The organism is Pseudomonas sp. ANT_J28, from assembly GCF_008370005.1.
Taxonomy (GTDB): Bacteria; Pseudomonadota; Gammaproteobacteria; order Pseudomonadales; family Pseudomonadaceae; genus Aquipseudomonas; species Aquipseudomonas frigoris.
In genome coordinates this window covers 17,318-41,133 of sequence record NZ_VOBM01000053.1, presented here as the reverse complement: position 1 = coordinate 41,133, position 23,816 = coordinate 17,318, and the positions used below count along the sequence as shown (strand labels likewise).

Here is a 23,816-nt window from a genome sequence, read left to right as displayed (position 1 = left end):
GCCTGAAAGTGTCCGGATGGCCGTGGAATCGGTGTCCGGATGCTCGTGGAATGAGTGTCCGGATCAGCGTGGAATCAGTGTCCGGATGTTGGTGGAATGGGTGTCCGGATGGTCATGGAATCCCCACTCCTGTTCTACCAATGCTTTTTTCAGCTCCCGCTCTGAAATAGTAGGATTGGCCAAAATGTGACGATCAGCTGCCTTGCAAACGCGTTCGCGGAGATCCGCTGCATTCTGCTGCTTTACTGACTCCGGCTTCCTGTTGGCCTTGCCCGCAGCCGCGCCTCTTTGCGATGCCTTGGCGGAAAACGCTTTACTCAGCGCCTCGCTTAGAAAATTGGCCACATTGAAGTTACCCTTCGATACGTCGATGTCCTCAACTTGTCTGTAGAGGCTCGCTAGCATGATCGCCTTGTCGGCATCGCCCATGAATGTGCGGAAGGATTCACGAGCGTCAATTTCTCCGCCTGGATCCTTTAGTCGCTCCTTTTCGGCCAGTGCGCAATATTTCTTAGGATCTGTTACTTGCATTTGGGCTATGAGGTCTGCGTCCAGGTCGAAGACGTAGAGTTCCGTTTCAAAGAGCCAGTTGGCGAGAACTTGAACAGCTTGAATGCTTTGCACCAGGGTGTAAGTCGCCACGAGTTGCGAGTCCGCAGCGTTGCGATCAACGCTATCAAACCGTCGTATGACACTCGGCAATGAGGCTGCATCGGCGTAGCTGGCATGTTCCTCGATCTCGTCGCGGAGTCGAAACATCGTGGCGACCACCGATCCTGCTCGATCAGGATAACGGCCATCCTCAAGCCAGAATGAGGTGGCGTAATTGGCCAGCTCCAGCGCCTCGTTGAAATACTTTCGAAACGGCGAATACAACGCTAACTCACGCACGGCCTGTTCGATGTCGTCTAGTTCCCACAACAAATTACTGACATCGAAGCCAGCAATTTCCAGGCGGCCAATCGGCATATTCTCATCGTCCATTCACCGCCCCTTGGCCCCGCTTGGCGTCATGGATGCAGCGTTTCACGACACGGTCCTCCTCGACCAACAGTGAGGTGGCTGGGCCAGTGTTGTTACACGATTCGACCGCGTAACACATCGTGTAGCGTTGAGCATTTCTTCGTGTAACGTGAGCTAAGCCCTTTATATTCAATAAGTTACAGATTGGCGTAACACCTGTAACACGCGTAACACCGTTTTTTGGGGGGGAGTGGATAAGGAGTTTCATATCACCTTTCCAAATTGGCCTTGCACGACATTGCCAACTACTAGCTCATCAAGATGATCTGCGTACCACTGCATCATGACTTTGCGCTGAGGTAGGTACACCGCCTTGTTGTACACCCCTGCAATTCCCTCTTTGACATGAGAAAGCTGGGCCTCAATGTGGTTTTCGTCGAATCCCTGTTCATTAAGGATCGTGCTAGCAATGTGACGGAAGCCATGGCCAGTTTGCCGGCCCGCATATCCCAGCCTGCGCAGCGCCATCAGAAAGACAGTATTGCTTCGGGGAATGGTTCGATCTTTTCTTCCAGGGAAGAGAAGAGGGTATGCGCCTGTCAGCGTGCGCAGCTCCGTTATCGATTCAATGGCCTGCCGAGATAGAGGCACTACATGCTCGCGCCGACGCTTCATTCTTTCGGCTGGGATCGTCCAGAGCTTTTTGTTGAGATCGATTTCTGACCAGCGTGCTTCTCGAATCTCGCTCGGGCGTGCCGCTAACAGAGCAAGCAAACGAAGCCCAAGACGGACATCTTTTGCGTGAGGGTAAGAGTTGATAGCTCGAAGTAATGCGGGCAGCTCTTCTATTGATACGTGTGCATAATTTTCAGCACTACGTGTCTGAAGAAATTTATTAAGGCCTTCAAGGGGGTTGTGGATCGCTCGGCCTGTCACTCGTGCCAAGTCGTAGATCTCTTTGCAGAAGGCCCGAACTCTGCCCATTTGCTCAATGATCCCTTTCTGCTCCATGCCGCGCAGAAACTCCATCCATTCAAGGGGCAGTATTTCTGTGTAGATGCGTTTGCCGAAAATGGGGAATACGTGAAGCTCCAGGGCTCCAAGGACTCGACGGGACGTGCCAGCTTCCCAGCTTGAGCGCCTAGCCTCAAACCATTCGCGCCCTAACGCTTCGAAAGTGTTGTTGGCAGCCACCCGGTCAGCAATCTTGCGAGCCTGCTTACTGACTAAAGGATTTTTACCAGTCGATGCGTCATCCCGCAGTTGCGCCGCCTTCTGCCTGGCTAGCGAGCCACTGATTTCGGGGTAACCGCCTAGGCCCAGCCAGGACCATTTCCCGTCTGGTTTTTTGTAGCGCAATTCCCACGACTTCTGCCCATTTGCCTTGACTCGAAAATACAAGCCGTTGCCGTCTTGCTCGCGGTACGTCGCACTCTCTGCCTCCAAGCCTGCAAGAGTAGTGTCGGCCAGTGGGCGGCGTTTGATTTCAGTACGCTTCACTGCGTGTATGCCTCCAGTTCAATGAATCTCAAAGCATACACGTGGGCATACACGGCGTGAAGTTATAGAGGTAGACAGGGAGGGATAGCCAGAAACAAGAAAGCCCGCACGGGGCGGGCTTCTTGGGGTGTTTCGTAGACTGTCTGAGACAGGTCTAGACTGCTATATGGTGCACCAGGCGGGATTCGAACCCACGACCACTGCCTTCGGAGGGCAGTACTCTATCCAGCTGAGCTACTGGTGCAATGCGGGCGCCATGATACTCATATGCACTGCGGGCGTCCATGCTGCTGAATCGCCTGCGCTTTTCCAAAGCGTAACCTGTGTCTGCTACGTTGATCAGAAAAATTAGGCAAATGCGCCGTTTTCGTTCTTTTTTTCGAACGCCCTATTGTCCTTTATCGGCATTGATCCTAGGATTCGTTCGAGATTTCAAACGCTCTTGTCTGGGTGCTGAACCGCACGAGTTTCAATCAGTGCGCTATTTATGTGCTTCAGCCCGGTGAATGATTTCCCTGACGGCAGCCTATAAGGCGCCTTTCTACAATCATAATTCGCTCCGCGCTTGCCGCGGTGCTGTTAAGGAAAGCCGACATGCAGCTTAAAGACACCCAGTTGTTCCGCCAACAAGCCTTTATCGATGGCGCTTGGGTTGATGCGGACAATGGTCAGACGATCAAGGTCAACAACCCGGCAACGGGCGAAATTCTGGGCACCGTGCCGAAAATGGGCGCTGCCGAAACCCGCCGTGCAATTGAAGCCGCTGACAGAGCGCTGCCGGCCTGGCGTGCACTGACCGCCAAGGACCGTGCGAACAAGCTGCGTCGCTGGTTCGAACTGATCATCGAGAACCAGGACGACCTGGCTCGTCTGATGACCCTCGAACAAGGCAAGCCATTGGCCGAAGCCAAGGGCGAAATCGTTTACGCCGCTTCCTTTATCGAGTGGTTCGCTGAAGAAGCCAAGCGCGTCTACGGTGACGTGATTCCGGGTCACCAGCCAGACAAGCGCTTGATCGTGATCAAGCAGCCAATCGGCGTGACCGCTGCAATCACCCCGTGGAACTTCCCGGCCGCGATGATCACCCGTAAAGCCGGCCCGGCCCTGGCCGCCGGTTGCACCATGGTGCTCAAGCCTGCTTCGCAAACTCCGTTTTCCGCATTCGCTTTGGCTGAACTGGCCCAACGTGCCGGCATTCCTGCCGGTGTGTTCAGTGTTGTGTCCGGAAGCGCCGGCGACATCGGCAGCGAGCTGACCAGCAATCCGATCGTGCGTAAATTGTCCTTCACCGGCTCGACCGAGATCGGTCGTCAGCTGATGGCTGAATGCGCCAAGGACATCAAGAAAGTGTCCCTGGAATTGGGCGGCAACGCGCCGTTCATCGTGTTCGACGACGCGGACCTGGATAAGGCCGTCGAAGGCGCGATCATTTCCAAGTACCGCAACAACGGCCAGACCTGCGTCTGCGCCAACCGGCTGTACATTCAGGATTCGGTCTACGACGCGTTCGCCGAGAAGCTGAAAGTGGCTGTGGCCAAACTCAAGATCGGCAACGGTCTGGAAGAAGGCACCACCACTGGCCCGCTGATCGACGAAAAAGCCGTGGCCAAGGTTCAAGAGCACATTGCTGACGCGATCAGCAAAGGCGCAACCATCCTGGCAGGTGGCAAGGTCATGGAAGGCAACTTCTTCGAGCCGACCATCCTGACCAACGTGCCGAAAAACGCTGCCGTGGCCAAGGAAGAAACCTTCGGTCCATTGGCTCCACTGTTCCGCTTCAAAGACGAAGCCGAAGTGATCGCGATGTCCAACGACACCGAGTTCGGTCTGGCTTCGTACTTCTATGCTCGCGACCTGGGTCGCGTGTTCCGTGTGGCTGAAGCCCTGGAATACGGCATGGTCGGCGTCAACACCGGGTTGATCTCCAACGAAGTCGCGCCATTCGGCGGCATCAAGGCGTCGGGCCTGGGCCGTGAAGGCTCCAAGTACGGCATCGAAGATTACCTGGAAATCAAATACCTCTGCCTGGGCATCTAAGCCCGGCAAGGCATTGCTTCAAGCGCAAAGGGCACGAGAGCGCTGTCCCTTTGCGTGCTTCAAACGGAATTTTCTCTGTGGTCCGGAAAGCTGTGGCAGTCGATCATCGCATGCTGCCGCAGTTGCCTCCCCGCCGCATTTTCCTTGAACCACGCCGCCCGATGAGCGGTGAATGAGGACTTTATGAGCAAGACTAACGCATCCCTGATGAAACGCCGCGAAGCCGCTGTACCACGCGGTGTTGGCCAGATTCACCCGATTTTCGCCGAGTCCGCGAAGAACGCCACCGTGACCGACGTTGAAGGTCGCGAGTTCATCGACTTCGCCGGCGGTATCGCCGTGCTGAACACCGGTCACCTGCACCCGAAAATCATCGCCGCCGTGACCGCGCAGCTGAACAAGCTGACCCACACCTGCTTCCAGGTGCTGGCTTACGAACCGTACGTTGAGCTGTGCGAAAAAATCAACGCCAAGGTGCCTGGTGATTTCGCCAAGAAAACCCTGCTGGTGACCACCGGTTCCGAAGCCGTGGAAAACGCCGTGAAAATTGCCCGTGCCGCGACTGGCCGTGCTGGCGTGATCGCGTTCACCGGCGCCTACCACGGTCGCACCATGATGACCCTGGGCCTGACCGGTAAAGTCGTGCCTTACTCGGCCGGCATGGGCCTGATGCCAGGCGGCATCTTCCGCGCGCTGTACCCGAACGAACTGCACAGTGTGAGCATCGACGATTCGATCGCCAGCATCGAACGCATCTTCAAGAACGACGCCGAGCCGCGTGACATCGCTGCAATCATCATCGAGCCGGTTCAGGGCGAAGGTGGTTTCTACGTCGCGCCTAAAGAGTTCATGAAGCGTCTGCGCGCGCTGTGCGACCAGCACGGCATTCTGCTGATCGCTGACGAAGTACAGACCGGCGCTGGTCGTACCGGCACTTTCTTCGCCATGGAACAGATGGGCGTTGCTGCCGACCTGACCACCTTCGCCAAATCCATCGCTGGCGGCTTCCCGCTGGCCGGTGTGTGCGGCAAGGCCGAATACATGGACGCCATTGCTCCAGGCGGCCTGGGCGGCACCTACGCCGGTAGCCCGATCGCTTGCGCCGCGGCCCTGGCCGTAATGGAAGTGTTCGAAGAAGAGCAGCTGCTGGACCGTTGCAAAGCTGTCGGCGAGCGTCTGGTCACTGGCCTGAAAGCCATCCAGGCCAAATACCCGGTGATCGGCGAAGTCCGTGCCCTGGGCGCGATGATCGCGGTCGAGCTGTTCGTTGATGGCGACAGCCACAAGCCGAACGCTCCAGCGGTAGCCGCCGTTGTGGCCAAGGCTCGCGACAAGGGACTGATCCTGCTGTCCTGCGGCACATACGGCAACGTTCTGCGCGTCCTGGTACCACTGACTTCGCCGGACGAGCAACTGGACAAAGGTCTGGCAATCATCGAAGAGTGCTTCTCCGAGCTGTGATTTCCAAGCTCTGATCGATTTGTGAACTGATCGACAAAAAAACCCGCTTCGGCGGGTTTTTTTGTGTCCCTGAAACCCATCGATGGCAAATGCGCTGTATCGAATGGCCAGCATTGACTAAGGTGCAAGCACTACTTTGGAGTGTGTAAATGACTGCTGTGGTGTTACCCGCTGCACCGCGTGTGCTGATTGCCGAGGCCGATCCCTGGTCCCGCGACCTGCTCAAGCAGGTTTTGTTGAATGTGCGCTGCGACGCGCGGCTGGATCTGTGTGCCGATGGTCAGGAAGCGCTGCACCTGTTGGCGGAAAATCCTTACGACCTGGTGATCGTCGACTGGGAGTTGCCCGGCGTCGATGGTTTGAATGTCTTGCGCAATGTCCGCCAGCGCAAACGTAATCCCCCCCTGCCGTTCATTCTGATGAGCTGCCGCAATGACAGCGCCAGTGTGCGCGAAGTCTTGCCCCTGGCGCCTGCTGCGTACCTGACCAAACCCCTGAACATGGAAAGCCTGACCCACCGTCTGCAGGATTTGCTGCTGAACGCTGGTGAAGAGGTCTCTTGCGAGACGCCGTCATTGGCGCCGGGCATCACTTTGTCGGCATTTCTGGAGCGTCGTCGCGAGTTTGCCGACGGTGCGCCGCTGATGACTGACGTGCAGTTGGCGGTCAAACGCAGCCTCAATCCCAACGGCCTCGATTTGACCGTGCTGCATGACGAGATCCGCACTGATCCGCAAGTCACCGCTGTGCTGATCGCCGCCGCCAACAGCGCGGCCCAGCACCATGGCGCCGCCGTACAAACCCTGTCCCAGGCGCTGCACCACCTTGGCACCGGGCAAAGCATGAACCTGATTCTGGGGCTGGCGCTCAAACGCAGTGCCCGCCTCAGTGATCCGTTTCTGGCCGACTATGCCGAGCGCTATTGGGAGCTGTCGCTGCGCACTGCCGAGTATGGCCGGACCCTGGCGCGTTTACTGGATCTGGATCAAGAGCGCTGTTATTGCGCCGGCATGTTGCATCGCCTCGGCGACCTTGCGCTGTTGCGGTGTTTGCAGGAATGGAAGCAGGCCGGTGGTGAGCTGGATGAATGGGAGGAGGTCGGCGAGGCACTGGCTGAATTCGGCGCGGCGTATGGTTCGGCGCTTCGCACTCGCTGGCGCCTGCCGCTGGAGCTGCGAGAGCTGATTGCGGCGGTCTACCAGCTCGGTGGCGGGGTTTACTCCCGCGAAGCGCTGGTGATGAACATGGCTGCGCAACTGGCGCGACTGACCGAGCATGAGGGCATTGAGGAGCTGTCGAAGAGCAGGACGGCGCGGTTGCTCAAGATCGGGTTGCCGGAATTGATGCGGTTGCGCAAAAAGTAGCCATTGCCCAAACCCCCTGTGGAAGCGGGCTTGCTCGCGAAGGCGTCGTGTCAGTCGATATCAATGTTGCATGATACGGCGCCTTCGCGAGCAAGCCCGCTCCCACAGGGGTTTTGTGTTGAGCCTGTCAGGCCGAGATGATGCGGTTCTTGCCCTGGTGTTTGGCTTGGTACATTGCCGCATCCGCGCGGGCAAACAGGCTGTCGACGCTTTCGTCCTCGGCGGTGAGGCTGGTCAGGCCCTGGCTGACAGTGATGCCGAACGTCTGGTCGCCATGGCTGAAACTCAATCGCTGAATCTCCCGTTGCAGGCGCTCGGCCACTTGCATGGCCATGTCTGGCGCACAGCCGGGAAACACCGCTGCGAATTCCTCACCGCCAACTCGCCCGAACACATCGCCGCGACGCAAAGCCGCGCGACCGCTCTCGGCGATTCGTTGCAGCACGTTGTCGCCTTCCTGGTGGCCGTAGGAGTCGTTGATCACTTTGAAGTCATCGATGTCCAGCAGCAGGAACGCCAGTGGCGTGCCTTGGTGCCGTGCCTGTTCGAACTCACGGTGGGCGCATTCGAAGAAGTGTCGGCGGTTGCTGCTCTGGGTCAGCACGTCGGTGGTGGCCAAGCGTTGCAGCTCGGTTTCCATCTGCTTTTTGTCAGTAATGTCTTCGGCAATGCCGACAATGATCACCGGTTGCCCCGGCTCGGCCTGACGGTTGATGAAGCACTTGTCACTGAGCCAGCGGACCTGGCCGTCGGCGGCAATGATTCGGTATTCGCGGTCTTCATCGGCGCCTTTGACCAGTACTTCGGCCAGGCTGCGTTCGGCATAGTCCAGATCGTCGGGGTAAATGCTGTCGCGCCATTGGTTGTAGTCGGACAGCAACAAGCCTGCGGAGCGACCGAAAATCCGTTCATACGCAGGGCTGACATAGAGCACACGACGGGATTCCCAGTCGAAGGCCCAAAGCACGGCGTTGACGCTCACCAGCAGAGCGCTGAACAGTTGTTCGCGTTCGCTCAGGCGCGCCACTTCGCCTTGTGCATGCATCAGCGCCAGCAAGGTTTGCGCGGCCTCGGGCCACTGCGGGAGGGATGAGTCTTGCAGGCTTTTATTGACCATCGACACAAAATCTCAAAGGGCGTGCGCCGCTCGAGGTTCGAAAGCGGCCAATACCAGAGCCCGCCTAAATGGCGAAGTGTCTTTGAGATAGGGGATTTGGAGCGAAGTTCCGAAGGGTGCGCCCACGAACGGGGCGCACCGATCAACGGCGTCAAACAGCGGCGGGGCGCAGGGAGTAGGTTTTCAACTGATCGGCGAAGTCGCGCAGGGATTGAATCCCGCTGGCTTCGGCTTCGTGTACCCAATCCTTGATGGCGGCCAGCATGTCGTGACCATTTGAGCTGGTCTTGACCCAGATCTGCTGCAAGGCCAGGCGTTTCTCGTAAATTACCTTCAGCGCCTGACTGTGCTCGAGCATGGTCTGGATGCGAATGTGGTGTTTGTCATCCAGCAGGCTGGTTTCCCGCGAGAGCAAGCGCTTGGCACGGTGGAACTGGTGACGGACCGAGTGATCGACCTTTTCCAGCTCTTGTTTGACCAGCGGTGCGATCACCAATTTGCGGTACTGGGCCATGATCTGGAAGCGGTTGTTGAGGATCGCCATGGCGGTGTCCATGTCCAGGTTGCCTTTGCCTTCGACCCGATGGGCGATTGGCGCGACCCGCTGAACCTTGGCCAGACGCAGGAAGCTGAAGACCTGGATCCAGGCCCAGCCGAGATCGAATTCCCACTTCTTCACCGACAGTTTTGCCGAATTAGGGTAGGTGTGATGGTTGTTATGCAGTTCTTCGCCGCCGATCAGGATGCCCCACGGCACCAGATTGGTCGCCGCATCGCGGCATTCGAAGTTGCGGTAGCCGATGGCATGGCCCAGGCCATTGACCACGCCGGCGGCCCAGACCGGGATCCACATCATCTGGATCGCCCAGATGGTGATGCCGATGGTGCCGAACAGCAGCAGATCGATGACGCCCATGATCGCCACGCCCAGCAGCGGGAAACGGCTGTACAGGTTGCGTTCGATCCAGTCTTCGGGGCAGTTCTTGCCGTAGATGCGCAGGGTCTCGGGGTTTTCCGCTTCGGCACGGTACAGCTCAGCACCTTTGCGCAGAACGGTGGACAGGCCCTTGATGACCGGGCTGTGCGGGTCATCGACGGTTTCGCATTTGGCGTGGTGCTTGCGGTGGATAGCAGTCCACTCGCGGGTGTTCTGTGCCGTGGTCAGCCACAGCCAGAACCGGAAGAAATGTTTCAGGCCAGCATTGAGCTCAAGCGAGCGATGGGCTGAATAACGATGCAGATAGACCGTGACGCCGATGATCGTCACGTGGGTCATCAGCAGGGTGACTGCCACCAGTGACCAGGGCGACAAGCCGAGAAAACCTTCGTACCACATAGGCTATTGGGCCCTCGATAAAGAAAAAAACAGCCGTTGCATTATCACTTAGCCCACAGATAAAACCAGTCGCCCTTTCAGATAAGAGTGGCTGGATGTTTCTTTAAACGATAACTCCATCCTTTTTGAAGGGACATGGACAGCCGAATGTCTGCCACCTATCGCGATGCTTTGCGTGCAGCACTGCTTTACCTTCTGGTTTCTGTAGGTTGGCTGCTATTCAGCGGTCATTTATTGAACAGTTTCTTCGATAGCTCTGCTGAGCTAATGCTATGGCAACTGATCAACGGTTATGCCTGGGTGGTATTCAGTGCCGGTTTGATTTTCCTCGCCCGGGCGCGATTGTTCCGTTGCCTGGGGATCGGCGCAAAATTGCGTGAGCGCACTGAAGACCGCGAGCGTTTGCGTCAGGCGGCGGCGGTGTTCGATTGCACGCGTGAAGGGGTGCTGGTCACCGACAACAAAGGGTTGATCGTCCATGTAAACCGGGCCTTCATGGCAATCACCGGCTATCAGAGCGAGGAGGTGCTCGGCCAGCGCCCCAGTCTGTTCAAGTCCGGTCATCACCCGCCGGCTTTCTACCAGGCGATGTTCGCGACACTCAACAGCACCGGCGAGTGGAGCGGGGAAATCTGGAACCGCCGCAAAAGCGGCGAGATCTACCCGCAATGGCAGACCATCCGCGTCATTGACGACGAGTGGGGGCGGCGCAGCCATTATGTGGCCGTGTTTTCCGACATTAGCGCAATCAAGAACTCCGAACATGAGCTGACGCACCTGGCTCACTACGATCCGCTGACCGATCTGCCCAACCGCTTGCTGTTCACCGACCGCACCGAGCAGGCCCTGGCTTCGGCGCAGATCCACAAGCGCGGCTGCGCGTTACTGATGATCGATCTTGATCACTTCAAGATGATCAACGACAGCCTCGGGCATAGCATTGGGGACCAACTGCTCAAGGGTGTGGCCGAGCGTTTGAAAGCGATGGTCGGTCCGGGAATCACGCTGGCGCGCCTCGGCGGTGACGAGTTCGCCGTGCTGGCTGAAAGCTGTCCGCAAATGGTGCACGCGGCGGCGCTGGCTCAGCGGATCATCGATGGCCTCAAAGAGCCGTTCCAGATCGACAGGCATCAGTTGTTTGTCAATATCAGCGTCGGCATCAGCCTGTTCCCCGGCGACGCCTTGAGTGCCGAGCAGCTGTTGCGCAACTCCGACTCGGCGCTGTTCAAGGCCAAGGGTGCCGGCCGCAACGGCTACGCCCTCTATACCGAAGAATTGACCGCCCATGCCCAGAAACGGGTCGAGACTGCATTCGAATTGCGCCGTGCGCTGGAGCAGCAGGAATTGCGGGTTTATTACCAGCCGGTTCACGACCTCAAGACCAGCCGCCTGATCGGCGTCGAGGCATTGGTGCGCTGGGAGCATCCACAGCGAGGGTTGGTGTCGCCGGCAGAGTTCATTCCCATTGCCGAGCGCACCGGTCTGATCGCCGAAATTGATGCCTGGGTGATGCGCCAGGCGTGTGAGCAGATGTGCCAGTGGCAGCAGGCCGGGGTGGTGTTGTCGTTTGTCGCGGTGAATGTTTCTTCTCGATTGTTCGCCCGCCGTGAGTTGTTTGGGCAGGTGGCGAAGGTGCTGAACGAAACCGGGCTGGATCCTGCCTGTCTGGAGCTGGAAGTTACCGAGAGCGCTGTGATGGATGACCCGGAAGTCGCGCTGGAGCAGATGCACAGGTTGCGTGAATTAGGCGTTCGGCTGGCCATCGATGACTTCGGTACAGGCTATTCGTCGTTGCTGCGCCTCAAGCGAATGCCGGTACAGAAACTCAAGATCGATCAGGGCTTCGTTGCGGGGTTGCCGTGGGATGAGGATGACGCGGCGATTGTGCGGGTGATCATCGCGCTGGCCCAGAGCATGGGGATGCAAGTTCATGCCGAGGGGGTCGAGCAGGTCGAGCAGGCGGGCTTCCTGCTCGAGCACGGCTGCGATCTGGGGCAGGGCTACTGGTTTGGACGGCCGGTGCCGGCCGGGCAGCTGGATTGGAAACGTGCTCCATTGATTCTTCAGCACTGATCAGTTTTTTGGTTATATTAAAATTCTTAAATAGTCTTTTTAAGAATATCCGCGCTTATCTACTATTGGTCTCACGCCGCAAGCAGTCCCGCCACTGCCAGGCAACCTCTAGTTGAAGGAGCAGCACCATGAGCGCATCCCTGCGTAGCGTTGACGGCCAGGACGAAGCAACCATTTTGCGTGAGATCCAGAGCGCCTTGCGCGATCTGCGTTTTGGCGCAGTGGAAATCACCGTGCACAACGCCCAGGTGGTCCAGATCGAGCGCAAAGAGAAATTCCGGTTGCAGAACCCAAGCAACAAACCGAGCTAAAAAACCGGCAACCCGATACCAGCACACCATAAGAAAAAGCCAACACAATCAGAATTCCAGGAGCTTTCACCATGTCGTCGATTCGTCATTTCGCTTTGGCCGCCCTGGCCAGTGCCCTTTTTGCTGGTTCCGCGGTTGCCAAGGATTACGAACTGCTTAACGTGTCGTACGACCCGACTCGCGAGCTGTATCAGGACTACAACGCTGAATTCGTCAAGTTCTGGCAGAAAGACCACGCCGGCGACAACGTGAAAATCCAGCAGTCCCACGGTGGTTCGGGCAAGCAGGGCCGGGCAGTGATCGACGGTCTGCGTGCCGACGTGGTGACCCTGGCCCTGGCCGGTGACATCGATGAAATCGCCAAACTCGGCAAGACCCTGCCAGCGGATTGGCAGAAGCGTCTGCCGGAAGCGAGCACGCCTTACACCTCGACCATCGTGTTCCTTATGCGCAAGGGCAACCCTAAAGGCATCAAGGACTGGGGCGACCTGACCAAGAACGGCGTGGAAGTCATCACCCCAAACCCGAAAACTTCCGGCGGAGCACGCTGGAACTTCCTCGCGGCGTGGGCCTATGGCCTGAAAGCCAATGACGGTAACGAAGCGAAAGCCAAGGAATACGTGCAAACCCTGTTCAAACACGTGCCTGTGCTGGACACCGGTGCTCGCGGTTCGACCATTACCTTCGTCAACAACGGTCAGGGCGACGTGTTGCTGGCCTGGGAAAACGAAGCCTTCCTGGCCCTGAAAGAAGACGGTGGCGCTGACAAGTTCGACATAGTCGTGCCTTCGCTGTCGATCCTCGCCGAACCTCCGGTAGCCGTGGTCGACAAGAACGCCGAGAAAAAGGGCAACACCGAGATCGCCGAAGCGTACCTCAAGCACCTGTACAGCCCGGCCGGCCAGGAAATCGCGGCAAAAAACTTCTATCGTCCACGTGACAAGGATGTTGCCGCCAAGTACGCCAAGCAGTTCCCGACACTGGACCTGGTGACCATCGACAAGGACTTCGGCGGCTGGAAAACCGCTCAACCGAAATTCTTCAACGACGGTGGCGTGTTCGACCAGATTTATCAGGCGCAATAACCTGAAAACGATCAGTTAAACGCAATTCATGTGGGAGCGGGCTTGCTCGCGAAGACGGCGGCACAGTCAATATCGATGTTGTCTGACACACCGCTTTCGCGAGCAAGCCCGCTCCCACAGGTTACGCACCAACGGGTCCCGATTTCACCGTCGGGGCTTTGCGCGTTCTCAACCAAGGACTTTTATGTCGCGTCGTATCTCCCCCGTCATACCCGGCTTCGGGCTGACGCTGGGCTACACCTTGGTGTACCTCAGCCTGATTGTGCTCATTCCACTGGCGACGATGTTCGTGCATGCCGCTCAACTCACCTGGGACCAGTTCTGGGCGATTATCTCGGCGCCACGGGTGCTGGCGGCGTTGAAGCTCAGCTTCGGCACCGCGCTCTATGCCGCGATCATCAACGGCATCATCGGCACGCTGCTGGCCTGGGTGCTGGTGCGCTATACGTTCCCCGGTCGCAAGATCATCGACTCGATGATCGACCTGCCGTTCGCACTGCCCACTGCCGTGGCCGGTATCGCGCTCACTGCGTTGTACACCCCCACAGGATTGGTGGGTCAGTTTGCAGCGGACCTGGGTTTCAAAATCGCGTATACCCCCCTCGGCATCACCCTTGCCCTCACTTTTGTGACACTTCCATTCGTAGTACGTACCGTACAGCCAGTATTGGCTGATATCCCGCGTGAAGTGGAAGAAGCGGCGGCGTGCCTGGGTGCAAAACCGTTGCAGGTTTTCCGCCATATTCTGGTGCCCGCGCTGCTGCCAGCCTGGTTGACCGGTTTTGCGTTGGCCTTTGCCCGCGGGGTCGGCGAGTACGGTTCGGTGATTTTCATTGCCGGCAACATGCCGATGAAAACCGAGATCCTGCCGCTGCTGATCATGGTCAAACTCGACCAGTACGATTACACCGGCGCCACGTCCATTGGTGTACTGATGCTGGTGGTTTCCTTCGTCCTGTTGCTGCTGATCAACTTGCTGCAGCGGCGCATCGAAACCCCATAAGGAGGCGCGAAATGTCCCAATCGTCTATTAGCGCCGCTTCCTCGGCCAACGCCGCCCGCCGTGGCAGTGCCACTTCGCGGCGAATCCTGATCAGTCTTGGCTGGTTGGTCTTTGCGCTGTTTCTGTTGCTGCCACTGTTCATCGTGGTGTCCCAGGGGCTGAAAAATGGCCTCGGTGCGTTCTTCACCGCGATCTTCGAACCCGACGCTCTGTCGGCCCTGAAACTCACGGTGATTGCCGTGCTGATTTCAGTGCCGCTGAACCTGGTGTTCGGTGTCAGCGCCGCGTGGTGCGTGAGTAAATACTCGTTCCGCGGCAAGAGCATGCTGGTGACCCTGATCGACTTGCCGTTCTCGGTATCGCCGGTGATCGCCGGTCTGGTCTACGTGCTGATGTTCGGTGCTCAGGGCCTGTTCGGGCCGTGGCTGCAGGACCACGACATCCAGATCGTCTTCGCCTTGCCGGGCATCGTGTTGGCGACGATCTTCGTCACCGTGCCGTTCGTGGCGCGTGAGCTGATCCCGCTGATGCAGGAACAAGGCACGCAGGAAGAAGAGGCCGCGCGTCTGCTCGGGGCCAATGGCTGGCAGATGTTCTGGCACATCACCGTTCCCAACATCAAATGGGGCCTGATCTACGGCGTGGTGCTGTGTACGGCGCGGGCCATGGGGGAGTTCGGTGCGGTGTCGGTGGTTTCCGGGCACATTCGCGGGGTGACCAACACCCTGCCGCTGCACGTCGAGATCCTCTACAACGAATACAACCACGTGGCCGCGTTCGCTGTTGCGAGCCTGTTGCTGATCCTGGCGCTCTTCATCCTGCTGCTCAAGCAGTGGAGCGAAAACCGTATTAACCGCCTGCGCGCCAGCGCCGCGGAGGAATAAGTCATGTCGATCGAAGTGCGTAACGTCAGCAAGAACTTTCACGCGTTCAAGGCGCTGGACAACATCAGCCTGGACATTCAAAGCGGCGAACTCGTGGCGCTGCTTGGCCCGTCCGGTTGCGGCAAGACCACTCTGCTGCGGATCATCGCCGGTTTGGAAACCCCGGATCAGGGCAGCATCGTGTTCCACGGTGAAGACGTCTCCGGTCACGATGTGCGTGATCGCAACGTCGGTTTCGTGTTCCAGCACTACGCGCTGTTCCGCCACATGACCGTGTTCGACAACGTCGCGTTCGGCCTGCGCATGAAGCCGAAAAACCAGCGTCCGAGCGAAAGCCAGATCGCGGTGAAAGTCCACGAGCTGCTGAACATGGTGCAACTGGATTGGCTGTCTGATCGCTACCCGGAACAACTCTCCGGCGGTCAGCGTCAACGTATTGCCTTGGCTCGTGCCTTGGCGGTTGAACCGAAAGTCCTGCTGCTCGACGAACCCTTCGGCGCCCTCGACGCCAAGGTCCGTAAAGAGCTGCGTCGCTGGTTGGCACGCCTGCACGAGGACATCAACCTGACCTCGGTGTTCGTGACTCACGACCAGGAAGAAGCGATGGAAGTCGCCGACCGCATCGTGGTGATGAACAAGGGCGTGATCGAGCAGATCGGCTCACCGGGCGACGTCTACGAAAACCCGGCCAGCGATTTCGTTTATCACTTCCTGGGTGACTCGAACCGGTTGCATCTGGGTGAAGACAACCATGTGCTGTTCCGTCCTCACGAAGTGTCGCTGTCGCGCCATGAGCTGGAGGATCACCACGCAGCAGAAGTGCGGGATATTCGTCCATTGGGCGCGACGACACGGGTGACGCTGAAGGTCGAAGGCCAGAGCGAATTGATCGAAGCTGAAGTGGTGAAAGATCACGACAGCCTGATCGGGTTGGCGAAGGGCGAGACGCTGTTCTTCAAGCCGAAGGTCTGGCAGAAGCTCGCCAACATCTAAGATCAAAAGCTTCGCGAGCAAGCCCGCTCCCACACTGGATCTATGGTGGACACAAATCCAATGTGGGAGCGGGCTTGCTCGCGAAAGCGATCTACGCAGCGGCGCGATTCGGATTGACCCGCACACCACCCACCCGCGCCTCGATCTGCTCTTTGAGGTCATGCCGCAACCCCAGCAAAAACGCCAACTCAACCACCACGAACAACGGCCCGACAATCAACCCCGTCACATCATCGACAAACGCCGGTTTGCGTCCTTCGTAGTGATGACCGACAAACTGAATCGCCCAACCCACCACAAACATCCCGATGCCGCTGGCAAGCCAGACTAGCGTGCTCTGCTGTGCGAGCACATGACCCAACCAAACACAAAGCCCCAGCAACACGGTCATCAGCACGCCCAGTCGTAACTCCAATCGAAGATAAAACCACGTCGAAGCCAGCGCCAAAAGCACTGCCGGTGACACCCACACCCCGGCCAGCGGCCACGCGGGCCGTGACAGCAGCACCGCCACCGCGACGACGATCAGCGGAATACCGATAAAGTGGGTGGCAATATTGCGCGGGTCACGGTGGTAGGCGGCGTATTGACTGAGATGGTCGACGAGGCTTTTCATTGTTGTTCCTCCTGTTGGGTGATGAATCATGCCCCGGGTCCACAGCTCGCTCTGTCAGGCAGGCGACAATCTCCAGGAGTTTTCATGGACATGCAGGTTTGGCGTTCGCGGCTGGATAAAGGGCAGTGGTTCAGCCATTTACCTGTTCCTTTACAGGATAGTCTGCTGGCCGCCGCCAAGGTGCGGCGGTTGTCGCCAGGCCAGCGGCTGTTCAAGCGCGGCGATCCACCGTGCGGGCTGTACGCGGTGCTCGAAGGTTCGGTGCGAATCGGCGCGGTGAGCGAGCAGGGCAAGGAGGCGCTGTTGAGCCTGGTGGAGTCGCCCCACTGGTTCGGCGAAATCTGCCTGTTCGATGGCCAGCCGCGCACTCACGATGCGTTCTGTCTGGGCCATTGCACCCTGTTGCACATCCCGCAAACCGCGCTGCTGACGTTGCTTGATGAACAACCGGCGTACTGGCGGCAACTGGCATTGCTGATGAGCCAGAAACTGCGCCTGACCTTCATCAATCTCGAACAACTGAGCCTCATGCCAACCGCCGCTCGACTGGCTCATCGCTTGCTGATGATCGCCGACGGTTACGGCGAAATCGACCCGCCGCGACGGGTGTTGCAACTGCCCCAGGAACAATTGGCGTCGATGCTTTCGCTGTCGCGCCAGACCACCAACCAGATTCTCAAGGACTTGCAGGGGCAGGGGATTGTGAATCTCAAGTACGGCGAGATCGAGATTCTGGATGCGCAACGGTTGCGGATGTTGGCGATTATCTAAAACCCGGCGTTAGTGGTGGGCTTTGGACGCGAAGGCGCCTAGCCTGTGATGACGACAATCGAGGTGTGCCATGCGTGTGCTGTTAGTGGAAGACGAACCTGAGACCGCCAAACTCCTGGCTAAAGGTCTGAGCGAGGCAAGTTACTCAGTCGATGTGGCGGTCAACGGTATGGACGGCCGTCGTTTCATCGAGTCTGGCGAATACGAGCTGATCATCCTCGACGTGATGCTGCCCGGGCTCAATGGATGGCAGTTGCTGCAGCAGATCCGCAAGCTCGGCGAAACGCCGGTGCTGTTCCTGACCACCAAGGACGGCATCGAGGATCGCCTGCGCGATCTGGAGTTGCATGAGGATGATTACCTGCTCAAGCCGTTTGCCGTGAGTGAACTGGTGAAGCGGGTGCGTAAATTGTTGCGGCGGGATCGGGGGCGATGAGGCCGGGTCCGATCAATCAATGAGCTAGACTTCGACCTTTTTATGCATTAAATACAATGCAATTAAATTATTTCAGTAAATATGCACTGTATATGATGCAGGTGGGCGGGATGGAAAACCTCGGTGAACTGATCAGGTTGCTGCGCAAAGAACGAAAGTTGTCTCAACAAGACCTGGCAAAGCAGTACGGCATGAGCCGTTCCACGATTTCGGGTATCGAGAACAACACCATTTCCGAAATTGGCCTGCGCAAGGTTGAAGCGATCCTCAATGGCTTCGGGTACGAACTGACGGCTGTGCCGCGGCGGTCGACGCGTCCTACACTGGACACCCTCAAAAAGGTGAACTTCCATGGGTGAGCAGCAGGAAAAGGACAGGCTGCACATCAGTGTTTCCGGCACAACGGTCGGAACCCTCGGCCGTGGTCAGTCTCGCATTGATTCAGTGTTTGCCTACGCCGAAGACGCGCTAGAAGAAAATGCCGTCTCATTGACCATGCCCGCTCGCCTCGAGAGCTACACGTGGGAGCGAGGTGTCCCGCCGGTTTTTGAAATGAATCTACCGGAAGGTTCTCTGCGCGATGAATTGACTCGTCGCTTTAGCAAAGCGATTAGAGGGTTTGACGACTTCGCGATGCTGGCGATCGTCGGCCCGCACCAGCTTGGGCGAGTGGGGATTAAAAACGCGCAAGAGGCGAGTGACCGGCTGCCTGAAACCAGTCTCGCGGATCTGCTGGTTCATGACGGTGCCCAAGGTTTGTTCGAAGATCTGCTGCACACCTATGGCCAATATTCGGGCGTTTCCGGTGTGCAGCCGAAGGTGCTTATCCGTGACCGTGCGACAACTGTCGACCGATTGACCCATCGCGGGGCAACGCATCTGGTCAAATCGTTTCGGCCAGAGGAGTACCCTGAACTCGCTGCCAACGAATACTTCTGCATGAGGGCTGCGCTGCATTCGGGTCTTGAAGTGCCGGTTTTCGAACTGAGCGATCACGCTAAATTTCTGGTCGTCGAACGTTTCGATCTGAATGAAAGAGGTTATCTGGGCTTTGAGGATTTCTGCGTGCTCAATGCCTGGCCTTCGAAGGCCAAATACGATGGTTCGTACGAAGGCGCCGCGAGGCAGATCAAGGAGTTTGTCTCCCCGCCATTGCTCAATGACGCCCTTGAGTCTTTTTTCAAAATAGTGGCGTTGTCGTCCGCTCTGAAGAATGGCGATGCTCACCTCAAGAACTTCGGTGTGCTGTACGAACATTGCGGGGCTGATGCGCAAATCAGACTGGCTCCGGCCTATGACATCGTCACGACTACGGTCTACATCAAGGCAGACAGTATGGCGTTGCTGTTAGGCGGATCAAAGGCGTGGCCCAAATACAAAATGCTGATGCGTTTTGGTCGGTCGGCTTGCAACCTGACCGAGGGACGGTGCAATGAACTGCTACAGCAAGTCGCTCATGGAATGGATGTCGCGAAGGCGGAAATGGTTGATTACATCAGGGGGAATGGCGCCTTTGCCATGGTTGGCGAAGCGATGATCGAACAGTGGAAATCAGGCGTAGCGCGTAGCCTGGTCAAAAGCTGATTACCGCAACCCATCCCTAAACTGCCCCGGTGTCATCCCGGTCCAGCGCTTGAATGCGCGGCTGAAGCTGCTCGTGTCCGCAAATCCCAGCAGATAGCTGATCTCGCTCAACGAGCATTGCGGATCACGTAAATGCAGCAGCGCCAGGTTCTCGCGGCTTTCGTTGAGCAATGTATCAAAGCGGTAACCCTCGTCCGCCAGATGCCGTTGCAGGCTGCGCAAACTCAGGTGCAGTGCCTGGGCGATGTGTTCGGCGCTGGGCTCGCCTTCCGGCAATTGTTCCTCAATGGCGTCGCGAACCTTGCGTTCCCAAGTCAGGGGTTTGAGTTGTGCGAGGGTGCGTTTGAGCACGGCTTCGTTGTGCTCGGCCAGTTCCGGGTTGGCGTCGTCCAGGTGGCTGTCGAAGTCCCCGACGGCGAATTCCAGTCGGTCTTCATCGGCGGCGAAGTACACCGGTGAGCGGAAGACTTTGTGCCATTGATGCGGGTCCGCCGGTTCCGGGCGGCGCAGGTACACCGCCAGCGGGGCGTAATCACGGCCCAGGCGATTGCGGCAGGTGCGTACGTAAATCGCCGTGAAAGCATCGATGGCTTCGAAAGCCGGGGCCGGATTGCCTGGCGGGATTTTCAGGCGGAAGCGGTAGCGGTCCTCGGTGCGGGTCAGTTCCAGTTCCAGGGCATCGCTGACCACCTGGTGATAACGCACGATGCGCTCGAACACTTCTCGCAGACTGCCGCTGGCCACCAGCGCATAGCCGAGTGCGTGAAACGTGGTTGGGCTGACGAAGCGCGATACCCGCAAACCAATCGCCGGGTCGCCGCTGACTCGCACTGCGATTTCCCACAGGCGCGTGGTGCCGGACAACGGGTAACGGGCGTTCGGGTCGTCCATCAGTCGCGGGTCGAGCCCCGCCTGTTGGCACAGGGCGGTGCTGTCGAGGCCCAGCGCATCGAGTTGCTTGCGCAGGGCGCGGGTCCAGCTGGCGAGGGAGGTCGGTTCAGTCATGCTGATTGGCGCTTCCGGTCAACAGGTTGGCGTTCACGGCTACCGCTTTGCGAGGGTTCACAAGGCAGGATGCGAACATCAATAACCAGAGGATGGAAGCATGCACGGTACTTCTGCAAGTCCCCAGCGACTGAATGCAACTCAGCGATCAGCGCATATTCGCCAAGTGGTGCTGGCCAAGGGGGTCGAACTGCGTCAGCGCTACCCGATTCTCAACCATCAGGACGCCCTGGGCGCGGGCATTCTGGCCTTCGCGCTGGTCGGCATGATTGGCTCGGCGACGCTCTACATGACCGGGCACATGGCGTGGTGGGCATGCCTGTTGCTCAACGCATTTTTTGCCTCGCTGACTCACGAGCTGGAACACGACCTGATTCATAGCATGTACTTCCGCAAACAGCGCGTACCGCACAACCTGATGATGGGACTGGTGTGGCTGGCGCGGCCGAGCACGATAAATCCGTGGATTCGCCGGCATCTGCACCTCAATCACCACAAGGTCTCCGGCACAGAATCCGACATGGAAGAGCGCGCCATCACCAACGGCGAACCCTGGGGTTTTGCGCGGCTGTTGATGGTCGGCGACAACGTGATGTCGGCGTTCATCCGCATGCTGCGAGCCAAGACCTGGGCTCACAAGATCAGCATCATCAAGCGCACCCTGAGGGTCTACGCGCCGCTGGCGCTGGTGCATTGGGGCGCCTGGTACATGTTTCTCGGCTTTCACGCGGCGAAAGGCATCGCTCATCTGCTGGGTACGCCTATCGAATGGTCGGCGACTACTTTGTCGGTGATGCAAGTCATCGATATCGCTGCCGTGGTGATCATCGGCCCGAACGTGTTGCGAACCTTTTGCCTGCATTTCGTCAGCTCGAACATGCACTACTACGGTGACGTGGAGCCGGGCAATGTAATCCAGCAGACCCAGGTGCTGAACCCGTGGTGGATGTGGCCATTGCAGGCGTTCTGCTTCAACTTTGGCAGCAGCCACGGCATCCATCATTTTGTGGTGAAGGAGCCGTTTTACATCCGTCAGATGACCGTGCCGGTGGCGCATAAGGTCATGCGCGAGATGGGTGTGCGGTTCAATGATTTCGGGACGTTTGGGCGGGCGAATCGATTTGTGCGCAAGGAAACAACAGAGGCACAGGAGGTTCGTGCCGCTCAGGCTTGATCGATGTGACCGGAAACTCAAGATAACGAATTTCGTCATCAATCTGACCCAATAGGGCGATACGTTATGACGCAAGCAGGGTTGCTTGGTGGTGACAGTATCGCTGATTGATATATGCATTTTGGATCTAATAAAGTAATTAAATATTCCTTTATTGGATATGCATTTCAGCCAATCATCGCATTATCAAATTTTGAGTTTCCGGGGCCGTCTCCTTGGCAGGGTGCGGCCCCTTTTTTTGTCTGTCCCAAACTGCTGCATATTCTTTATAGGTCTTAATAAATAGCTTCTTATTCCTTAACGAATATAACTCTCCTCCCTATACTTGCTCTGGAACAGACACGCAGCAGGAGAGCTCCCCCCATGCGCAACGAATCAATTCGCTACCTGATTGTGCCGGGCTGGCAAGGATCGCCAGAAGATCATTGGCAAAGCCATTGGCAGAACAGCCTGCCGAACAGCGCGCGGGTGGAGCAGGCCGACTGGCTGACGCCGCGTCGTGAAGACTGGGTCGCGGCACTGGCTGAGGCGATTGCCGCCGACAGCACGCCGGTGATCCTGATCGCCCATAGCCTGGGTTGCATCACTGTCGCGCATTGGGCTGCCACCGCGCCCGTGCAGTTTTTGCGCCAGGTTCGCGGCGCCTTGCTGGTCGCCCCGGCGGACGTCGAACGTCCGGCCTGCGCACCGGCCCTGCGCAACTTCGCGCCGATTCCGAGCCACTTGCTGCCGTTCCCGAGTCAGGTTGTCAGCTCCGACAACGACAGCGCCGTGAGCACACCGCGTGCACTGGAACTGGCACGTCACTGGGGCGCCGAGGCGGGGATTTTGTCGGGTGCCGGGCACATCAACGTGAAATCCGGTCACCAACGCTGGGAGCAGGGTTTTGCCTATCTCTATCGCCTGCAAAACCGAATGGAACACCACGCCCTGCGACGTGCTTGAACCTTTTCTTTTTCGCTTTTGTTTTTTAAAACAACGTCCCCCGTCTCCCGGCGGTTTAGGGCGGGAGTCTGCCATGAGTTTCGAAGTCTTCGGTCAGCCGCTGCTGACCTTCCCCGACGCAGAAAAAAGTCCCCTGAGCATTCGCGCCAAGGCGCTGGTGTTTGTCGATCCGCGTTCGCGTCAGTTACGCCAGGAGCTGGAACTATTGGCGCCGCGCTCGATCTCGGTGTTGATCCGTGGCGAAACCGGCAGCGGCAAGGAGTTGCTCGCGCGGCACATCCATCGCGCGAGTGATCGTGGCGGGTTGTTCGTCTCGGTCAACTGCGGCGCGATCAGTCCGACTTACGCCGATGCGGAATTGTTCGGTTATGCCGCCGGCAGTTACAGCGGTTCGGCCAGCAGTCGCGCGGGTTGGTTCGGTTCTGCCAACGGCGGGACGCTCTACCTGGATGAGATCGGCGACTTGCCGCTACCGATCCAGATCAAATTGCTCGCGGCGCTGGAAAACCACGAAGTCACGCGTGTCGGCGCTCACCAACCAAGCCCGGTGGACGTGCGCCTGGTCGCCGCTACCAGCATCGACCTGGCCCAAGCGGTGGCCGCCGGAAAATTCAATGAGCGTCTCTACCACTACCTCAGCGAAGGCCAGCTCGAACTGCCGGCCTTGCGTGAGCGGGTGGGCGATATTTTGTCGCTGTCGGAATATTTCCTCGGCATCTACAGCCAGCGCCTGGACCTGCCGGTGCCGCTGATCAGCGAAGCCGCGCAGCATTTGCTTGAGCAACACAGTTGGCCGGGCAACACTCGGGAGCTGGAAAACGTCATTCACTTTGCGTTGTTGGTCAGCACCGGCGATGAGATTTTGCCCGAGCATTTGAATCTGCCCGAGGCGCCGCCGTCATTGGTGCAGATCGAGCAACAAGCTGCTCGGCTAATTAAAAACGGCACGGCTGCCGAGCGATCTGCACTCAAGAAATTGCTAGAAAGCCTGACGCAGACGCTATAGGGATCTGTATGAACAAAATGGAATATGAAAGTGAATAAAAGATATTGTTCGGGAATAAAAAATCCCGGTATTGTCCGCGTCACGCCAGCGATAGCACTTCATTAGCACTTACAAAAACCACTCGTAATAAACAAGCCGTCGTCGATCACGAC

22 protein-coding genes and 1 tRNA gene are annotated in these 23,816 nt (G+C 57.9%); 16 read left to right on the top strand and 7 right to left on the bottom strand.

From position 1 onward, the window contains the following. Positions 1-63: 63 nt before the first annotated feature. The 3 genes from FQ187_RS26800 to FQ187_RS26790 form a co-directional block, all read right to left on the bottom strand. Positions 64-984: a hypothetical protein gene (locus tag FQ187_RS26800; RefSeq protein WP_178122774.1), complete on the bottom strand. Its 921-nt coding sequence runs from the start codon at positions 982-984 to the stop codon at positions 64-66. Positions 985-1,227: 243 nt separating this feature from the next. Continuing rightward, complete coding sequence (locus tag FQ187_RS26795; protein ID WP_149631778.1) at positions 1,228-2,463, bottom strand: tyrosine-type recombinase/integrase; 1,236 nt, start codon at positions 2,461-2,463, stop codon at positions 1,228-1,230. Positions 2,464-2,630: 167 nt separating this feature from the next. Beyond that, positions 2,631-2,707: transfer RNA gene (locus FQ187_RS26790), tRNA-Arg, on the bottom strand. Between the two features lie 350 nt (positions 2,708-3,057). Between FQ187_RS26790 and gabD the strand changes: the two genes are divergently transcribed. The 3 genes from gabD (at position 3,058) to FQ187_RS26775 (ending at position 7,325) form a co-directional block, all read left to right on the top strand. Next, positions 3,058-4,500 (top strand): NADP-dependent succinate-semialdehyde dehydrogenase, encoded by a 1,443-nt coding sequence (gabD, locus tag FQ187_RS26785; protein WP_134419242.1) that lies wholly within the window; start codon positions 3,058-3,060, stop codon positions 4,498-4,500. A 183-nt stretch (positions 4,501-4,683) separates the two neighbouring features. After that, positions 4,684-5,961 carry a 4-aminobutyrate--2-oxoglutarate transaminase gene (gabT, locus tag FQ187_RS26780; protein WP_149631777.1) on the top strand — a complete coding sequence of 426 codons (1,278 nt, stop codon included), beginning with the start codon at positions 4,684-4,686 and terminating at the stop codon, positions 5,959-5,961. Between the two features lie 149 nt (positions 5,962-6,110). After that, the gene (locus FQ187_RS26775; RefSeq protein ID WP_149631776.1) at positions 6,111-7,325 is read left to right on the top strand and encodes a response regulator; all 1,215 of its coding nucleotides are present in this window, start codon (positions 6,111-6,113) and stop codon (positions 7,323-7,325) included. Positions 7,326-7,452: 127 nt separating this feature from the next. On the opposite strand, the gene FQ187_RS26770 is transcribed toward FQ187_RS26775, so the two are convergent. Together FQ187_RS26770 and desA are read right to left on the bottom strand one after the other, a co-directional pair. Continuing rightward, a complete protein-coding gene (locus FQ187_RS26770; RefSeq protein WP_149631779.1) occupies positions 7,453-8,442 on the bottom strand; it encodes a sensor domain-containing diguanylate cyclase in 990 nt (329 codons plus the stop codon). 151 nt (positions 8,443-8,593) lie between these two features. Further along, the gene (gene desA, locus FQ187_RS26765) at positions 8,594-9,778 is read right to left on the bottom strand and encodes a delta-9 fatty acid desaturase DesA (RefSeq protein WP_056745676.1); all 1,185 of its coding nucleotides are present in this window, start codon (positions 9,776-9,778) and stop codon (positions 8,594-8,596) included. A gap of 147 nt (positions 9,779-9,925) precedes the next feature. On the opposite strand from desA, the gene dibA reads away from it, so the two are divergent. The 6 genes from dibA (at position 9,926) to FQ187_RS26730 (ending at position 16,127) form a co-directional block, all read left to right on the top strand. Next, on the top strand, positions 9,926-11,851 hold the full coding sequence (gene dibA, locus FQ187_RS26760) for a phosphodiesterase DibA (protein ID WP_149631775.1): 1,926 nt from the start codon (positions 9,926-9,928) through the stop codon (positions 11,849-11,851). Between the two features lie 128 nt (positions 11,852-11,979). Beyond that, positions 11,980-12,162, top strand: a complete 183-nt coding sequence (gene oscA, locus FQ187_RS26755) for a sulfur starvation response protein OscA (protein WP_007945260.1) — start codon at positions 11,980-11,982, stop codon at positions 12,160-12,162. Between the two features lie 71 nt (positions 12,163-12,233). After that, positions 12,234-13,247, top strand: coding sequence for a sulfate ABC transporter substrate-binding protein (locus tag FQ187_RS26750; RefSeq protein ID WP_149631774.1), 1,014 nt, complete (start codon positions 12,234-12,236; stop codon positions 13,245-13,247). Between the two features lie 184 nt (positions 13,248-13,431). Further along, entirely contained in the window at positions 13,432-14,250 is an 819-nt protein-coding gene (gene cysT / locus FQ187_RS26740) for a sulfate ABC transporter permease subunit CysT (RefSeq protein ID WP_149631773.1), read from the top strand. Positions 14,251-14,261: 11 nt separating this feature from the next. Then, positions 14,262-15,134 (top strand): sulfate ABC transporter permease subunit CysW, encoded by an 873-nt coding sequence (gene cysW / locus FQ187_RS26735; protein WP_149631772.1) that lies wholly within the window; start codon positions 14,262-14,264, stop codon positions 15,132-15,134. A gap of 3 nt (positions 15,135-15,137) precedes the next feature. After that, a complete protein-coding gene (locus tag FQ187_RS26730; RefSeq protein WP_149631771.1) occupies positions 15,138-16,127 on the top strand; it encodes a sulfate/molybdate ABC transporter ATP-binding protein in 990 nt (329 codons plus the stop codon). A 91-nt stretch (positions 16,128-16,218) separates the two neighbouring features. Here FQ187_RS26730 and FQ187_RS26725 read toward each other — a convergent pair whose 3' ends face one another. After that, positions 16,219-16,743, bottom strand: a complete 525-nt coding sequence (locus tag FQ187_RS26725; RefSeq protein WP_149631770.1) for a DUF962 domain-containing protein — start codon at positions 16,741-16,743, stop codon at positions 16,219-16,221. A gap of 84 nt (positions 16,744-16,827) precedes the next feature. Here FQ187_RS26725 and FQ187_RS26720 point away from each other — a divergent pair, with 84 nt between their 5' ends. The 4 genes from FQ187_RS26720 to FQ187_RS26705 all read left to right on the top strand — a co-directional run bounded on the left by FQ187_RS26720 (position 16,828) and on the right by FQ187_RS26705 (position 19,534). Then, entirely contained in the window at positions 16,828-17,514 is a 687-nt protein-coding gene (locus FQ187_RS26720; protein ID WP_149631769.1) for a Crp/Fnr family transcriptional regulator, read from the top strand. 70 nt (positions 17,515-17,584) lie between these two features. After that, positions 17,585-17,950 carry a response regulator gene (locus FQ187_RS26715; protein ID WP_149631768.1) on the top strand — a complete coding sequence of 122 codons (366 nt, stop codon included), beginning with the start codon at positions 17,585-17,587 and terminating at the stop codon, positions 17,948-17,950. Between the two features lie 110 nt (positions 17,951-18,060). Further along, positions 18,061-18,309 (top strand): helix-turn-helix domain-containing protein, encoded by a 249-nt coding sequence (locus FQ187_RS26710; protein WP_074872489.1) that lies wholly within the window; start codon positions 18,061-18,063, stop codon positions 18,307-18,309. Beyond that, complete coding sequence (locus tag FQ187_RS26705; RefSeq protein ID WP_149631767.1) at positions 18,302-19,534, top strand: type II toxin-antitoxin system HipA family toxin; 1,233 nt, start codon at positions 18,302-18,304, stop codon at positions 19,532-19,534. Before FQ187_RS26710 ends, FQ187_RS26705 begins: the two co-directional genes overlap by 8 nt. Here FQ187_RS26705 and FQ187_RS26700 read toward each other — a convergent pair whose 3' ends face one another. Further along, entirely contained in the window at positions 19,535-20,539 is a 1,005-nt protein-coding gene (locus FQ187_RS26700) for an AraC family transcriptional regulator (RefSeq protein ID WP_149631766.1), read from the bottom strand. Positions 20,540-20,639: 100 nt separating this feature from the next. On the opposite strand from FQ187_RS26700, the gene FQ187_RS26695 reads away from it, so the two are divergent. From FQ187_RS26695 to FQ187_RS26685, 3 genes are all read left to right on the top strand, one after another. Then, positions 20,640-21,713, top strand: coding sequence for a fatty acid desaturase (locus tag FQ187_RS26695; protein ID WP_149631765.1), 1,074 nt, complete (start codon positions 20,640-20,642; stop codon positions 21,711-21,713). A gap of 363 nt (positions 21,714-22,076) precedes the next feature. Then, on the top strand, positions 22,077-22,658 hold the full coding sequence (locus FQ187_RS26690; RefSeq protein WP_149631764.1) for an alpha/beta hydrolase: 582 nt from the start codon (positions 22,077-22,079) through the stop codon (positions 22,656-22,658). A gap of 73 nt (positions 22,659-22,731) precedes the next feature. Further along, the gene (locus tag FQ187_RS26685; RefSeq protein ID WP_149631763.1) at positions 22,732-23,664 is read left to right on the top strand and encodes a sigma 54-interacting transcriptional regulator; all 933 of its coding nucleotides are present in this window, start codon (positions 22,732-22,734) and stop codon (positions 23,662-23,664) included. Positions 23,665-23,816: the final 152 nt, after the last annotated feature.

What these genes read in the sequence shown, in the direction of transcription:
- oscA (WP_007945260.1), top strand. Translation starts at nt 11,980, where the DNA reads ATGAGCGCATCCCTGCGTAGCGTTGACGGCCAGGACGAAGCAACCATT.
- FQ187_RS26720 (WP_149631769.1), top strand. Translation starts at nt 16,828, where the DNA reads ATGGACATGCAGGTTTGGCGTTCGCGGCTGGATAAAGGGCAGTGGTTC.
- FQ187_RS26695 (WP_149631765.1), top strand. Translation starts at nt 20,640, where the DNA reads ATGCACGGTACTTCTGCAAGTCCCCAGCGACTGAATGCAACTCAGCGA.
- FQ187_RS26715 (WP_149631768.1), top strand. Translation starts at nt 17,585, where the DNA reads ATGCGTGTGCTGTTAGTGGAAGACGAACCTGAGACCGCCAAACTCCTG.
- FQ187_RS26685 (WP_149631763.1), top strand. Translation starts at nt 22,732, where the DNA reads ATGAGTTTCGAAGTCTTCGGTCAGCCGCTGCTGACCTTCCCCGACGCA.
- FQ187_RS26775 (WP_149631776.1), top strand. Translation starts at nt 6,111, where the DNA reads ATGACTGCTGTGGTGTTACCCGCTGCACCGCGTGTGCTGATTGCCGAG.
- FQ187_RS26725 (WP_149631770.1), bottom strand. Translation starts at nt 16,743, where the DNA reads ATGAAAAGCCTCGTCGACCATCTCAGTCAATACGCCGCCTACCACCGT.
- gabD (WP_134419242.1), top strand. Translation starts at nt 3,058, where the DNA reads ATGCAGCTTAAAGACACCCAGTTGTTCCGCCAACAAGCCTTTATCGAT.
- cysT (WP_149631773.1), top strand. Translation starts at nt 13,432, where the DNA reads ATGTCGCGTCGTATCTCCCCCGTCATACCCGGCTTCGGGCTGACGCTG.
- FQ187_RS26730 (WP_149631771.1), top strand. Translation starts at nt 15,138, where the DNA reads ATGTCGATCGAAGTGCGTAACGTCAGCAAGAACTTTCACGCGTTCAAG.
- FQ187_RS26700 (WP_149631766.1), bottom strand. Translation starts at nt 20,539, where the DNA reads ATGACTGAACCGACCTCCCTCGCCAGCTGGACCCGCGCCCTGCGCAAG.
- FQ187_RS26750 (WP_149631774.1), top strand. Translation starts at nt 12,234, where the DNA reads ATGTCGTCGATTCGTCATTTCGCTTTGGCCGCCCTGGCCAGTGCCCTT.
- FQ187_RS26800 (WP_178122774.1), bottom strand. Translation starts at nt 984, where the DNA reads ATGGACGATGAGAATATGCCGATTGGCCGCCTGGAAATTGCTGGCTTC.
- gabT (WP_149631777.1), top strand. Translation starts at nt 4,684, where the DNA reads ATGAGCAAGACTAACGCATCCCTGATGAAACGCCGCGAAGCCGCTGTA.
- FQ187_RS26690 (WP_149631764.1), top strand. Translation starts at nt 22,077, where the DNA reads ATGCGCAACGAATCAATTCGCTACCTGATTGTGCCGGGCTGGCAAGGA.
- cysW (WP_149631772.1), top strand. Translation starts at nt 14,262, where the DNA reads ATGTCCCAATCGTCTATTAGCGCCGCTTCCTCGGCCAACGCCGCCCGC.
- FQ187_RS26710 (WP_074872489.1), top strand. Translation starts at nt 18,061, where the DNA reads ATGGAAAACCTCGGTGAACTGATCAGGTTGCTGCGCAAAGAACGAAAG.
- FQ187_RS26705 (WP_149631767.1), top strand. Translation starts at nt 18,302, where the DNA reads ATGGGTGAGCAGCAGGAAAAGGACAGGCTGCACATCAGTGTTTCCGGC.
- FQ187_RS26770 (WP_149631779.1), bottom strand. Translation starts at nt 8,442, where the DNA reads ATGGTCAATAAAAGCCTGCAAGACTCATCCCTCCCGCAGTGGCCCGAG.
- desA (WP_056745676.1), bottom strand. Translation starts at nt 9,778, where the DNA reads ATGTGGTACGAAGGTTTTCTCGGCTTGTCGCCCTGGTCACTGGTGGCA.
- dibA (WP_149631775.1), top strand. Translation starts at nt 9,926, where the DNA reads ATGTCTGCCACCTATCGCGATGCTTTGCGTGCAGCACTGCTTTACCTT.